Annotated in this window: 13 protein-coding genes; 5 read left to right on the plus strand and 8 right to left on the minus strand. The window is 61.4% G+C overall.

The genetic code is table 11. The annotated features are described in order from the left end of the window. Positions 1–8 precede the first annotated feature (8 nt). From ACQ4WQ_RS19925 to ACQ4WQ_RS19935, 3 genes are read right to left on the minus strand one after another with little or no spacing between them, the layout of a single operon-like run. Entirely contained in the window at positions 9–1445 is a 1437-nt protein-coding gene (locus tag ACQ4WQ_RS19925) for a hypothetical protein (RefSeq protein WP_436499408.1), read from the minus strand. Positions 1446–1476: 31 nt separating this feature from the next. Further along, the gene (locus tag ACQ4WQ_RS19930) at positions 1477–1746 is read right to left on the minus strand and encodes a PAAR domain-containing protein (RefSeq protein WP_436499410.1); all 270 of its coding nucleotides are present in this window, start codon (positions 1744–1746) and stop codon (positions 1477–1479) included. Between the two features lie 11 nt (positions 1747–1757). After that, positions 1758–2600: a M15 family metallopeptidase gene (locus ACQ4WQ_RS19935; RefSeq protein WP_326459069.1), complete on the minus strand. Its 843-nt coding sequence runs from the start codon at positions 2598–2600 to the stop codon at positions 1758–1760. A gap of 269 nt (positions 2601–2869) precedes the next feature. Here ACQ4WQ_RS19935 and ACQ4WQ_RS19940 point away from each other — a divergent pair, with 269 nt between their 5' ends. From ACQ4WQ_RS19940 to ACQ4WQ_RS19960, 5 genes are all read left to right on the plus strand, one after another. Beyond that, positions 2870–3610: a hypothetical protein gene (locus tag ACQ4WQ_RS19940; RefSeq protein ID WP_436499412.1), complete on the plus strand. Its 741-nt coding sequence runs from the start codon at positions 2870–2872 to the stop codon at positions 3608–3610. Continuing rightward, positions 3607–6501 carry a type VI secretion system Vgr family protein gene (locus ACQ4WQ_RS19945; protein ID WP_436499414.1) on the plus strand — a complete coding sequence of 965 codons (2895 nt, stop codon included), beginning with the start codon at positions 3607–3609 and terminating at the stop codon, positions 6499–6501. Before ACQ4WQ_RS19940 ends, ACQ4WQ_RS19945 begins: the two co-directional genes overlap by 4 nt. A 2-nt stretch (positions 6502–6503) precedes the next feature. Beyond that, positions 6504–7319, plus strand: coding sequence for a DUF4123 domain-containing protein (locus ACQ4WQ_RS19950; protein ID WP_436499416.1), 816 nt, complete (start codon positions 6504–6506; stop codon positions 7317–7319). Positions 7320–7366: 47 nt separating this feature from the next. After that, the gene (locus ACQ4WQ_RS19955) at positions 7367–8074 is read left to right on the plus strand and encodes a DUF3304 domain-containing protein (protein WP_436499418.1); all 708 of its coding nucleotides are present in this window, start codon (positions 7367–7369) and stop codon (positions 8072–8074) included. Positions 8075–8925: 851 nt separating this feature from the next. Continuing rightward, positions 8926–10215 carry a T6SS phospholipase effector Tle1-like catalytic domain-containing protein gene (locus tag ACQ4WQ_RS19960; RefSeq protein ID WP_436499748.1) on the plus strand — a complete coding sequence of 430 codons (1290 nt, stop codon included), beginning with the start codon at positions 8926–8928 and terminating at the stop codon, positions 10213–10215. Positions 10216–10269: 54 nt separating this feature from the next. Here ACQ4WQ_RS19960 and ACQ4WQ_RS19965 read toward each other — a convergent pair whose 3' ends face one another. The 5 genes from ACQ4WQ_RS19965 to ACQ4WQ_RS19985 all read right to left on the minus strand — a co-directional run bounded on the left by ACQ4WQ_RS19965 (position 10270) and on the right by ACQ4WQ_RS19985 (position 13847). Continuing rightward, positions 10270–10626 carry a hypothetical protein gene (locus ACQ4WQ_RS19965; RefSeq protein WP_436499420.1) on the minus strand — a complete coding sequence of 119 codons (357 nt, stop codon included), beginning with the start codon at positions 10624–10626 and terminating at the stop codon, positions 10270–10272. Positions 10627–10628: 2 nt separating this feature from the next. Next, positions 10629–11546, minus strand: a complete 918-nt coding sequence (locus tag ACQ4WQ_RS19970; RefSeq protein ID WP_436499422.1) for a PoNe immunity protein domain-containing protein — start codon at positions 11544–11546, stop codon at positions 10629–10631. Position 11547: 1 nt separating this feature from the next. Beyond that, positions 11548–12285: a PoNe immunity protein domain-containing protein gene (locus tag ACQ4WQ_RS19975; RefSeq protein ID WP_436499424.1), complete on the minus strand. Its 738-nt coding sequence runs from the start codon at positions 12283–12285 to the stop codon at positions 11548–11550. A 249-nt stretch (positions 12286–12534) separates the two neighbouring features. Next, the gene (locus tag ACQ4WQ_RS19980) at positions 12535–13560 is read right to left on the minus strand and encodes a PoNe immunity protein domain-containing protein (RefSeq protein WP_436499426.1); all 1026 of its coding nucleotides are present in this window, start codon (positions 13558–13560) and stop codon (positions 12535–12537) included. A 128-nt stretch (positions 13561–13688) separates the two neighbouring features. Continuing rightward, a complete protein-coding gene (locus ACQ4WQ_RS19985; RefSeq protein WP_436499428.1) occupies positions 13689–13847 on the minus strand; it encodes a hypothetical protein in 159 nt (52 codons plus the stop codon). Positions 13848–13899: the final 52 nt, after the last annotated feature.

Raw genomic sequence — 13899 nt, forward strand, 5'->3', positions numbered from 1 at the left:
TCGTCGTATCAGGTGGCGCTGTGACTGTTTTCCGCGGGTGGCCCGATGACGAGCGCGCCGCGCTGGAGCGGATCGAGATTGCTGAGGCATAAAACGTGCGTGCCGTCGTCGGCCGCCGCCTGCCGCGCCATGGCCAATGCGGCCAGCGTGGTGACGGCGCCGCACTGGCCGCATGCGGCGCCGACGCCCAGCACCTGCTCGCCCAGGTCCAGCTGGGGCAGCAGGGCGCCGGCGCACTGCATCAGTTCGAGCATGCGGTTGGCGCGCTGGTCGGTATCGGCGCTGACCAGGGCGATGCCGGCCGCCGCATCGCCGCCCGCTGCCGCCAGCGCCTGCCTGCACAGGTCCGCCAGCATGCTCTTGTCCGTTTTTCCCTGCTGGCTGGCGCCTTGCGGCAGTTCGCCCGTGGCGGCGCGGTGCAGCAGCACTGGCGCCGGCTCGTCCAGTGGCGCCGCTGCGCCGGGACTGGCCAGCAGCAGGCCGGCCGCGCCTTCGCCGGGAATCTGTCCGTTCGCCTGGCCGGCGCTGAACAGCTGTCCCTGGCTCGACAAGGCATGCGCGCGCAGTTCGCCCAGGCCGGAATCGCAGGCCAGCACGATGGCCAGGCAGGGCGGCTGCGTCGGCGCGTGTACGGCAAGCTGGTTCAACAGGGCAAACGGCGCCGGCTGCCGGGTGCCGGGCTCGTCAGCCGGCAGCAATGTCTGCGCTGGCCAGCCCTGCTCGCGCGCCAGGTGGCGCAGCCAGGCGTCGCCGGCCTGGCGCTGGGCGGCGCTCCACGAGGCCGGCATCAGCGGGTGCAGCCGCAGCATGGGCGCCACGCTGGCCGGCGACGCCGCTGTGCCTGCGGACAGCGCATGCTGCAGCGCTTCGTCCAGCAGGTCGGCCAGCACGTCGGCGCCCAGGGCCAGCGCGCGCAGGTCTTCCGGATTGAAGGGGAAGGGATCGCTGGCCAGGCCGGCCTGCGGATGCTCGCGCAGCCAGGCGGCCAGCAATTGCTGCTGTGCCTCTTCGTCGATGCCCTCCACCCTGCCGCACAGCAGGGGATAGCCGTCTTCATCGAGGAGTTCCTCGTCGAGCGCGGGGCGGGCTTGCCGGGAGCGCATGGCAGCCAGCAATTCTGCCGGCGTCGCGCCGCCCGGCATGCGCAGGCTGGCGGCCACGATCTGCAGCGGCGCCGGTAAAGCGGGCGGGGCTGCCGCCTCGGCCTGGAGTGGGGCGGCAAGACCGGGCGCCGCAGCCAGCGCGGGCCCGGCCAGCAGCCTGAGCAGCAGTTTTTTACCCAGCCACAGCATCAGCAGCAGTGCCAGCGGGAGCGCCAGCATGGCGCCGGCCAGTTCGCCCGGCGCCGGCATGCGCGTGCTGTCGCGCCAATACGCGATGGAACCCGTCCAGCATAGCGCAAAGACGGATACGGTCAGCAGGCAGCGTCGCAGCCAGGGGCGCATCAGCGGGCTCCTCCGCATACGGGCAGGACCATCATGCCTGGTCGGTGGTGGCTTGCTGGCTGGCGATCAGCAGCGCGCCGCAGCTGGTCTTGTCGCCGTGGCGGGCCACCGGCTTGCCATCGACGATGAGGCTGGGGTCGCCGCTGACGATGGGGCATACGCCATGGCCGGGCAGCGGACAGGCCACCTTGTCGCCCACCCGCGCCATGCCGATGCCGCCGCTGTCGCTCACCGTCGATGCTTCCAGCACGGTGCCGCCATGCGATGTCTTGTCGCCTAATCTGATTACCGGACCCGCCATACGCGCTCCTCTCAGTGTTTTTTCATTACGCCGGGTAGGCGCAGCTCGGTATGCCCGAAATCCATCATTTTCCAGCGTCCGCCCCAGGTCATGCCGACCGATTCGGCCACTTCGCCATACAGCTGGTAGCCGCGCATGGCCCACGGGTCCTTCTCGGAAATGACCAGCTTGCCATTGCGCAGGAAGGCGCAGTCGGCCGCCAGACCGTACTGGTGCCAGCTTTGAAAGGCGGCCGCGTTGCTCACGTTGGGTCCCATGTCCGCCAACATGGTTTGCCGCTCGGGACTGCGGTAGCCTTCCAGCAGCGCCATCTCGTAGCCATGCTTTTCTTTCATGATCTTGAAGACCAGCAGCAGGCGCTGCGCGTATTCCACATTCAGCAAGGTCCAGTTGCGGCTGGCCGATACCAGCAGCGGGCGCTCCTGGCGCACTTCTTCCGTCGCAAACACCAGCGGCGGCAGGTCGACGGGCGGCACCAGCTGCTCGCCCTGCAGCAGGCTGGCCACCTGCGTATTCATTTCCCGCGTCGATACATCGTAGGCGCCCAGCATGGACTTGCTGTCGGCCATCAGGGCCAGCAGGGTCGGCAGGCTGATCGCGGCCACGCCCGCGAGACACAGCAAGTAATGACGGCGCAGCAGGTCGGCGGTGCGGGCCAGCAGCGTGGCGCTGCGCTGTCCCAGGCTGGCCATGCCCGTCTGCCGGCGCCTGGCCACGCGCTGCAGGCAGGCGGCGAGGCGCTGTTCCGCGCCATCGACGGCGTGCAGCACGAAATCGCGTCCGGCCGGGAACAGCACCAGCCAGCTGATCAGGCATGCCAGGATGAAATACAGCGCTACCGCGAGTAGGAACACGCGAACCTCAATCAAAAAATGTTTGGCTGCGGGGAACTGTGCTGTCCATCGGGCGAAACCAGGGAAACGATGGATATTGCCTGGAAGTATATCTTACAAAACTGATAATTAAGGGCGGTGTATTTCAATTGTGCGGGGGGTGCGCACTGTTGATTTTATGGCACGCGTCATGATTTTGTTGAATAGCGTAAAGTCTTGCAAATATTACAGGAGCGCACATTTTGCGAACTCATGACGATAGCCCCCGGCTCCCGGCCCGGCCCAGCCTGTTGACGCAGGCGCAGCAGGCGGAGGCCGACCGTAACCGTATCCTGACCACGCTCGAGGGGGGCGATACCGGCTCGTCCGTCAGAGCCAGGCGCGGCAGCCTGGCCCTGCGCGGGGGCATGGGCGCGGCGGCCGCGCTGCTGCTGTTTTTGGCCGCTGGCGTCTGGCTGGGCCAGCGCGGGGAGCGGACTGGCGACAACGGTGCACCGGCGGCGCCGGTTTCCCTGCCCGCCGCCGCGCCCGTCGCGGTGGCAGCGCCGCCGGCTGTCGCCAGCATCCATGACGAGGCGTCGCCTGGCGCAGCCGTACCGCAGCAGAGCCTGAGCGACATGCTCGATGCCGGCGCGGACGCCACTGCCGCTGCTGCCGGGAACGCGAGTGCCGCGCACCCCGGCGATGTGCTGAGCAAGGCGCTGGAAACACCGTCGCCACCGGCCGCTGCAGCGAAACAGGTGGCCAGGGCGGCTCGCCCTGAAGCCAAAAAAGCGCCGGCGAAAAACCCTGCGGCAACGCCTGCCCGCCGCGCGGAAGACAGCGATATCGCCCTGCTGTCAGCCCTGCTGGCCCACGCGCAGGCCGCGCCGGCACCGAAGAAAACCGTTTCAAGCCTGGCGGCCCAGTTGCGGCAATGCGCGGCGCTCAAGCGCGACGCCGCCGTGGCGTGCCGCGCGCGCGCCTGCCAGGAGCATGACGACGACGCGCAGTGCAAGGCCGGGCAAGCTATCGCGAAAGGCGGCAAATGAGTGCCGCCAGCGCCGATCAGGTCAACGCTTCCCTGGCTGGTTTCAGCAGCGTGACGCGCTTGTATGAGCTGTCGCTCGACGGCGGCGAGGGCGGGACGGCACAGTGGCTGGTGGAAGCGTTTGCCGCCGACGAGCAGTTGCAGGCCGTGGGCGTGCGCGACGTCATCGTGCTGTCGACAGATGCCAACGTGGCGCTGGCGCCGCTGCTGGGCAAGCCGGCCGCGCTGCACGCCAGCCTGGCCGACGGCAGCCGTGCCGTCTTCAGCGGCTATATCAGCGAAGCGGCGATGCTGGGCAGCGACGGCGGGCTGGCCCGTTTCCGGCTGCGCCTGACGCCGTGGCTATGGTTGCTGAGCCAGGTACGCAACAGCCGCGTCTGGCAAGACAAGAGCGTGATCGAGATCGTCGACAGCGTGTTCCAGGCCTACGCGCCGCAAGCCGACTGGCGCTGGAGCGGCGACACGGGGCCGTTCATGGCCAAAGCGCAGCCGCGCAGCTATTGCTGCCAGTACCGCGAGTCGGATCTGGACTTCGTCACGCGCCTGCTGAGCGAAGAAGGCCTGGCCTGGCGTTTCGAAGAACACGAGGGCGGCCATTGCCTGGTACTGTTCGCCGACAGCAGCGCCGTGAGCGCGGTGCCGGAGGACGCCAGCAGCGCGCAAGGCGGCGGCATCCGTTTTCATGGGGCGCGGGCCATGGAACAGGCCGACTCCGTCCAGGCGCTCAGCCGGGCACGCGCCTTGCGCACGGCGGTGGCGACCGTGCTCAGCTACGATTACAAGGCCAAGAAAGCCGTCAGCGCCAGCGTGCCGACGCGGCTGGCGCCGGGAGGCAAGAACGCGCCCGTGCTGGAAAGCTATGACACGCCAGGCCAGTATTTCTATGCCGATGCGGCCCAGGCCGAACGCTATGCCTTGCTGCAGATGCAGGCGATCGAAGCGCGCGGCGAACGCTGGCAGGCGCGTTCAACCGTGCGCACCTTGCGTGCCGGCACGCGCTTTATCTTGACGCAGGGACCGTTGCAGCAGGACGGCGCCGAGGCGCCGGCGCTGGTCGTGCTGCGCGTGTGCAGCGTGGGCGTGAATAATTTGCCGGCACCCGCCAGACAGGGCCTGGCTGAACTGTTCGGCCCGATCCCGGAACTGTTGCAGGAAACCTTGCAAACAGCGTTCGCCGGCCTGGCCTCGCCGTCGATGGGCGTGTCGCCTCTCGACCAGATGATCGCGCAGGCTGTCGAGAGCGGCTATGCGAACCATGTTGACGCCATCGCGGCCGACACCCCATGGCGGCCGTTGCAGGACGGCGGCGACCTGCGCCACCATCCGAAGCCGACCGCCTGCGGCAGCCAGAGCGCCATCGTCGTCGGTGCCGACGGCAGCGCCAGCGCCGGCGGCGGCAGCGAACTCCATTGCGACAGGCTGGGCCGGGTGCGCATCCGTTTCCACTGGCAGCGGGAGGGCAGCGCCACGTGCTGGGTGCGCGTGGCGCAGCGCGCGGCCGGCGGCGGCATGGGCAGCCAGTTCCTGCCGCGCATCGGCCAGGAAGTGCTGGTGCAATTCCTCGAAAACGATATCGACCGGCCCCTCATCGTCGGCGCCCTGTACAACGGGCAGGGCGAGGGCGGCGTCGCGCCCACGCCGGGCGGTGTCACGGACAAGCCCGCGGACGCCAGCGTGTTCGCGCCGGCGCGCGACCATGCGCCCTCGGCGCAGGGCAATGTGGCCGGCGGCAACAGCCCGCTCTGGCATGGCGCGGCTGGTGGCAGCGCCGGCCACCGCAACGGCGCCGCGCAATGGGGCATCCGCAGCAAGGAATTCGGCGCCGCAGGCTACAACCAGCTGCTGTTCGACGATACGGACCAGCAGGGGCGTATCGAGCTCAAGAGCAGCCATGCGGCAAGCGCACTCAATCTTGGCCACCTGATCCATGCGGCCGACAATTACCGGGGCAGCCTGCGCGGCATGGGCGCGGAACTGCGCACCGACGATTACGGCGCCGTGCGGGCCGGAGCCGGGTTATTGATTTCCAGCTACCTCGTCAACCATGACGCGCAGGCGCGCGATCCGGCCGGCGACAATGCGCCGGGCATGGTCTTGCTCAAGCAGGCGGCCAAGCTGGGCGAAACCTTCAGCGCCGCCGCCGTCACGCACAAGACGGTCGCGTATGCCAGCCACCTGGGCGCGGCCAAGGCGAATGCCAGCGTGCTCGACGAGAAGGCGGCGCCCCTGCAAGCCTTCCTCACCAGCGCCTCCGGCATGCTGAGCCGGGACAGTACGGCGGCCGCCCGGCGCGACGCGGCGGGCAAGCCGACCAGTCCCGGCGACGACAAGCTGCCGCACAGCAGCGACGCCATCATCGCCATCGCCGCCCGCGCCGGCCTGGGCGTGCTGGCGGGCCAGGATCTCCAGCTGGCGAATGGCGAAACAGCCTCCCTGATGAGTGGCCAGGACACGCAGTTCGTCGGCGGCGGCCAGCTGCGCGTGCACAGCGGCCAGGCCATCGGCGCGCTGGCCGGCGTCGTCAAGGCGGGCGAGAACAATACCGGCCTGCAGCTGATCGCCGCGAAACAGGCGATCGAGTTCGAGGCGCAGGCCGACGTGCTCAACGTGCAGGCGCGCGAGGAAGTCAACATCGTCAGCGCCGCCGCGCACATCGACTGGGCGGCGGCGAAAAGCATCCGCCTGTCGACGGCGGGCGGGGCGAACATCACGATCGAGGGCGGCAATATCACCGTGCAATGTCCCGGCAAGATCACGGTGCATGCCGGCAAGAAGAGTTTTATTGGTCCGGAAAGCATGGCGTATGCGATGCCCGGTTTGCCCAGCAGTATCTGCGTGGAGTGCCTGAAGAAGTCATTGATGGCCGGCTCCGCCTTTACCATGGCAGGATAACGATGCTGATCGCCCCTTATGCCGACGGCTGGCAGGCACATCTTGACACTTTGGCGCGCGAGGCCATGCAGGGGCAGGCGCGGCTGTATCTCTTGCTCGACGGCGTATTCCTGCCGGGACTGCACCGCAAGCTGGCAGCGTGGTCCCCTTCGCTGCTGTTCGAGGCACTGCCCGGGTGCACCGACGCCACGCGCGACGTGTCGCCGCTGCTGCTGGACTATGCTGCCGTTTTTTCCGCCGCCCCTGAGGCGCCGTGGCTGGCGCGTTGCAGCGGCTGGCCCATGCTGAGCGCCATCGCCACGCGGGAAAGCCAGTCGGAACTGGCCGCGCGCCTGGCTGCCTGGTGCATCATCGAGGCCGATGGACAGCGCTTCAATTTCCGCTTTCCCGATACGCGCCGGCTGCCCGCCATCCATGCCGCGCTGACACGGGAGCAGCAGGCGCAACTGGCGGGACCTGCCGTCAGCTGGTCGTACATCGCCCGCGACGGCCATTGGCGGCAATTGCCCGTGCCGCAGCAGGACAGCGCGCATGCCGAGCGGCCCGTGGCGCTGGGCGCACAGCAGTTTGCCAGCCTGGTCAGTGACAGTGAAACCGATGAAATCCTCACCATGCTGCACGAGCGCGGCCATGACCACAGCCAGGACCGCCATGGCGCCTATCTGCTGGTGACGCAAGCGTTGGCCGCCATCGCGGGCGAGCCGCTCGATACCTATGACAAGGCCGACTGGTGCGAGCGCTGGCTGCGGCGTGGCCCATTGCCCGATGCCGTGCCGCGGCAACAAACCAGCCTGCAAGCAGCGGGGCAAGCATGGTGAGCGTTCGAACATCCGCCAGCAGGGGCTTGCGCGCGCTGGCACTGGGTATGCTGTTGCTGCCCATGCTGAGCGCCTGTGCGGGCAAAGACGTGCCCGTCAGCATACACGGCGTCAATTACAGCGGCGAGGTCTTCAGTTACGTCATCATTGATCCAAAGAACGAGGCGAACAGGGGCGGAGGCGAGCTGATCGACCCGTATGCCGCCGGCGGCACCCTGTGCTGCTATGACCTGCCCCGGCGCTGGCGTCCCGGCATCCAGGTGCGGGTCGACGCCACCCACTGGCTGCCCAGGAAGGCCGATGGCAGCTTGCCGGAAGTACAGCAGACGCAGTTGCTCGAAGTACCCGCGTATGCCGATGGCAAGCCGGGCGAACTGTGGGTGCTGCGCGGTGTCGATGGCAAGCTGAGCATCGTTACCAGCGATTACCAGCCCGACCACGCCAGCTGGCCGGGGAAAATCAAAGGTTGGCCCGTGCCGTCGCTGGAATATCGGCGAGAGAAATGGGATGTCTACATTCGGCATGAAGAGGGCGGCGTGAAATTGTGGGAAAAGCTGCTTGAGCAGATGCGGCTGGCACCGTCCGAGCATGCCAGGGAAGTGTGGGCATCCGAGCGCAAATCGGACCCGAAGGCGTTCAGCGACTATACGGGACCCGACGATGCGCGCTTTCACGCGTATTTGCGCGCGGACTATGCCCGTTTGCTGGCTGGCAGCCGAAGCAAATTGGAACAGTTAAAAAAGGAACGTCCATGAGTTTCAGACTGATCGAGCCCGTCCCGGCGGAGTTTTCCAAGGCTGCCGATTTCGATACCTTTTTTTCAGACATTGATGCGAGAAAAATACGCAAGACAGCGGAAGAGATCGAGAAGTCTGCAGCCAGCCCTCCCTGCGCAACCTGCAAGACCAACCTGTTTTTTGGATTTTTCTTTGACGGCACAAAAAATAACTATATTCAGGCCGACGCCGGGAAGAATCACTCGAATGTCGCCCGGTTATATGACTGTTTTCCCGGCCTGAGCACGCCGACAGTGCTGCCCGCTGTTACCGATTGGGCACACGAAAAGGCGGCGTATTCGCATTTCTTCAAGGTGTATATTCCTGGCGTGGCGTCGCCGTTCGAGCAGATCGGCGATAGCGGCGCCGGCTTGCAGCTGACGCGGGGCGCCGCTGCCGGTTATGGCGGCGAAGGCCGTATTCTGTGGGCGCTGCTGCAGGCAATTAATAATATACACCGCTATTTTTTGAAAAAGCCCCTGCTATCGCCCGACGAAACAAGGTCGATCCTGAATAGAATCGTGCTCGACCGGGCACGGCGGCGCCTGATGCAGCCGCGCCGCCGCTTTGAAGCGGAAATGCCGAATGACGAGCAAAATGAAAAGACGCGTCTTGAATTTGAAAAAATCCTCAAGCGCCTGCATGCGGCAATCGCCGTGCACATGCCCGATAAATACGGCAATGCCCGGCAAAAAGACCCGGCAACGGTAAAGAAAATCTTCATTTCCATTTTTGGTTTTTCGCGCGGCGCCACGCAGGCACGGGCTTTTCTCAACTGGCTCATGTCGATGTGCACGCTCGATGCCCGCATGTGCAAGAAAGAGGGCGTGATGACACTCGGCGGTTTCGAGGTGGCATTCAACTTCCTCGGCTTGTTCGACACGGTGGCATCCGTCGGACTGGGCAATACCCTGGGTAACAGCCTGATGGGCAAGATGTTCGATGGTCATGGCGGCTGGGCCGATACCGATGACAGCCTGCGTATTCCCCAGGGCATACCGTGCTTGCATCTTGTCGCCGCGCATGAATTGCGGCGCAGCTTTCCGCTCGACTCGATCTCCGTCAAACAGGTGCTGCCGCCCAATTGCGATGAAGTGGTCGTCCCTGGCGTGCACTCCGATCTCGGCTGCGGCTATATGCCCGGCGAACAGGGCCGTGGACTGGACAGGATGGGGGGCGACATGCTGTCGCGCATACCGCTGATCTATATGTACCGGGCGGCCAGGCTGGCAGGCGTGCCCCTGAAGCTGGAATTTGCCAATGACGTTGCCAAGGAGCGCTTCAAAGTCGCGCCGGAAACGATCACGGCATTGAACGCCTATCTGGCCACGTGCAAGGTCAAGACGGGCACCTTGACGGCCATCATGCGTGAACAGGGCAAGAATCATATTTTGTGGCATAGATCACGGCGGGCCACCAGCAAAACCCCGCTGGAATCGACGGCCAGCTTTGGCCGCGCTTCCAATTTTGACAAGAATGATTTGCACAGCGCCAACCTGGAATTTGAGCAGGAAATCCAGGTGTTCGAAAAATGGATGGCAGAGAAAGGCAAGGGTTTCAAGCCGCAGGCACAGGAACCTGGCTTTGACAATGACCACGACAATGAATGGGAAGAGATCGCGACGTGGTGGACCAGCGCGCCGCCGCTTGGTGCGGAGACGCTCAATTTCTTTGATAATTATGTGCACGATTCGCGTGCGTGGTTCAAGCTGATTCCCGGAAATCCAGACAATGAAGGGGACCTGATCGAAAAGTTGAAAGCCATGAATGCGAAGCGAAAAAGGGTGGAACAGTTCAATATTCGCGAAGCAAAAGACCACGAAGAGCGGCAAAAGATGATGGCGCGCGCCTATGGCATGAAGTCGACTACCGGTCTGCAACAATTTACGCCGGTAAAAGATGGCCTCGACGATGCGCAGCGCAAGGCGGCGGAGGAGTTCGAACGCACGGGCAAGATCCCGCGCATGAAGACGGAAGGGCGCGAACCGTTCGATTCAAGCTGGTCCAGCTATGGCCTGTCCGGCAAGGCAGGGTATTTGCGCTACCGCAAGGTGTACAGCGGCTACGACAGCGTGCTGATATCGAGCAATCGCCAACCGACGGAAGAGGCCATTGCCTGATATGGCACGGTGCCCGGTGCTGCATGGAGTTGATGCCGATGGCAAAGATATGGCTCAGGTAGCCGGTATCCGAGCGGCCATCGCGCGAGTAAATGTCACCGGGCGTGCGGTATAGGTAGCCGATGTCTGCGAGTCCAGTATCGTGGGATATAGCGCGCGCAGATCGGTTGTCGTATGGCCGGCGCTGTAAGCCAGGCTGAGCAGGTCGATGCCATCCCATGCCCGCTGGCGCGTGGCCGTCATGAAGTTTTCTGGCGGGATATTTTGCAGTACTTCGGCAGGCTGTTGCAAGCCTGCCTCCACCATGTCGAAGCAATCATCCTGGCTGTCTTTGCTTTCAAGGTAAATCGCGTACGACAGCAGCGGTTCCCTGCGCCTGGCCAAAAAAGTGTGTTCGTTCAGAGTCTGCATCCTTACTCCCGAAAATCCGTGTCATGGCAGGGCTGTTTGCCTTCGACATATCCGACATCGCCAGTCTCATTCATACCTATGCTGGTATAGCGGTTTTCCACGCGCAGTGCACGTCCATACGCAACGAGATCTGTCTGATAGGCGAAATGATCGATATCGCTGTCATCGAGGTCAAACACAAAGGCCATTGCACCGGCTTCAAATGCCCAGTAACCGTAATAGGGAGCGTAGCCTTCGTCGCTAATGCGCAGATGGCCGTTGTACCAGCGTGGATGATCCTTCATGGCAGGGTACCACTGCTTCAAATATTTTTTGATGAGCGTTTGTGCCGCATCCTCATCGCTTTCATATACCGTCTGCAGCAACGTGTCGTAGGGCTGGCCCAGTACGCAGGTATCGAGGGTCGTCTCATCGTCCACATACGCGCCAATCAGCTGTTCAAACAGGCCGTCCTGTCCTCGGTGACTGCGAAGTATGCGGATGATGCGCATGACCGAGCGCTGATCGCGCAATAATATGGCGATACTTAGTAATTGCAGCGTATCTTCATAATCGGACAGGTCGCCGAAATTCGGCGCTGCCCTGTATCGGTACGGGCCATATTCGGGATATTGCGACAAGATTTCCTCTTGCCGATACTGATCGGCTTCGTTCCATTCCGAAAACCTGTCCACGATATCTGACAGCCGTGGCGCAAGTTTCTCGATTGGCACGCCAGCGGTGTAATCGAGCATCCAGATCCAGAAATTTTCAAGATATAAGAAATGGTGCGCCAAACTGATGTCGTCAGCGAATTCAGCTGATTCCTTGTTTTTCAGCTGAACTTGTAGCAGGGCGCGTGAATTCCCCAGGGTTTTCTCATATAGTTCCTGACAAAGGAATTGTTGGCGGCGACGATCATCAAATGGTGGATTTTTCATTCTATTCGCCGCGTTCTCGTTCGGCCGATGGTTTTATCTCCAGGCTGGTGTGGCGGCCTGCTTTCCATAGCTGTCGCGCATAATCGACCAGGTCTTTGGGGTAGACCAGATGCTCGATCTGGCTGTCATCCAGGTCGAGTATAAAGGCGGTCGCCCCTGCTTCGAATGCCCAGTAGCCGTAATAGGCGGCATAGCCTTCCTCGTTGATGTTGAGATGCTCGTCGTGCCAGCGCGGATGATTTCTCATAGCGGGGTACCACTGTTTCAGGTATTTTTGTAGCAGGACTAAGCTAGGTTTCTCATCTTCCTCATAGAATACTTGCAACAGGGTGTCGTAGGGTTTGCTGATAATGCAGGTGTCGAGGTCTTGACTGTCCTCAACATATGCGCCAATTAATTGCTCGAACAGCCCATCGTGGCCACGGTGGCTGCGCAGTACGTGGATGATGCGTCGCACCGAACGCTGATCGCGTAACAGGATGGCGATGCTGAGTAGTTGAAGCGTGTCTTCATAATCGGAAAGGATGGAAAACTGTGGCGCTCCCTCGTATTCGTATGGCCCGTATTCAGGAAAGTCAAGCGCCGCTTCCTGCTGATAGAGTTGATCGACTTGATTCCATTCTTCAAATTTATCCACGATACCCGCGATGCGGGGCGCCAGTGTCTCGATCGGTTCACCAGCCGTATAATCGAGCATCCAGATCCAGAACAGTTCAAAAAATAGAAATTGATGAATCACAGTTTTACTTTGTATTGAGTTGGCTATTTTTTTATTGGAAAGTTAACCTTCAATTAATGAGGGTTGATTTATTCGCGTTTTTTTTATATGCTTCCTCATAAAGAAATTTTTGCCGACACCGTTCGTGAAAGACGCTATTTTCATGGCGAATACCATTTTTTGTTTAGTGCAGATTTCTGCAAAATGTAGTCGGACATTGCGTTCAATGTAAATGCCTAACATACCTGGCTGTGTGAGATGACATATTGGCTATTGTTCTTCACTCCAATACCAGATGGTTTCACCGTATGCCGCATCGTCAAAAACAGGCATGACTTGGCCTTGCGCGAAGTGGCTACGGCTGTGTAATTTTGCTGGGGTTTCCCAGAAGCCAGTTTGCGGGCAGGGCTGGCCGCTCTCGACGCGCCCCTTGCGCATTAGCGGTTCTGTGTCCAGGCTGGTGTAGCGGCCATCTGTCCGCAGCTGGCGTGCATAATCGACCAAGTCCTTGGGATAGACCAGATGGTCGATCTGGCTGTCGTCCAAGTCAAGTAGAAAAACCGTCGCACCCGCTTCAAATGCCCAGTAACCGTAGTAGGGAGCGTAGCCTTCGTCCCGGATTCTCAGATGCCCGTCGTACCAGCGGGGATGATCTTTCATGGCTGGATACCACTGTTTCAGGTATTTCTGGAGCAGTTTGAGTGTGTCTTTTTCATTATTTTCGTAGAAAACCTGGAGTAAAGTATCATAGGGCTTTTCAAGAATGCACGAATCAAGATCTTGCTTATCCTCGACATATGCGCCAATTAATTGCTCAAATAATCCATCCTGGCCACGGTGACTGCGTAGCACGTGGATGATGCGTAATATCGAATGTTGATCGCGCAGTAATATCGCAATGCCGAGTAGCTGTAGTGTGTTTTCATAATTTGCAAGCGTGGAAAAGTCTGGTGCTCCGTTGTATTCGTACGGCCCATAATCCGGAAACTCAAGCGCAGCTTCCTGTTGACAGAATTGATCGACCTCATTCCATTCTTCAAACTTATCCACGATGCCGGCGATACGTGGTGCCAGTGCATCGATCGGTTCACCCGCTGTGTAGTCCAGCATCCATATCCAGAACGCTTCCAAATACAAAAACTGATGCAACACAGAGTTTTCCAACGTTGATTCTACTATATTTTTATTTGCAAGCCGGACTTCAATTAATGCAAGTAGATTTTCTCGAGTTTTAGTGTAAAGCTCGTGATAAAGGAATTGATGGCGATTACGCCGGTGAAATGATGAAACTTTCATACCAACAAACCTTTTTTCTTGGATAAATAGTATTCATTTCAAAGAGGGTATGCGCGAGCTGGAACCGCAATGCAGGATTGCCTTTTCCAGTCGAGCATCAGGTCGATGGTAGCGACGCTGCTGTTTTTTCATGCGTTCAGGAAGTGCCACATCGTCAATCTATCGGCGGAATCCAGATTGCGCATGATCTCGCCCTGTTCAAATCGCCGGGTTTGCGGCGGAATGTCCAGCGCTTGCCACTGACCGGCCTGCAGGCAGGCCTCGCCGGCGTAGGCGCGCAATTCCACAGGCTCGTGCACTGACGCAGCTCGGCGCTGGGCCAATCGCTGGCTGTGCGAG

This window comes from Janthinobacterium goodfellowi, assembly GCF_051380695.1.
Classification (GTDB): domain Bacteria; phylum Pseudomonadota; class Gammaproteobacteria; order Burkholderiales; family Burkholderiaceae_D; genus Janthinobacterium.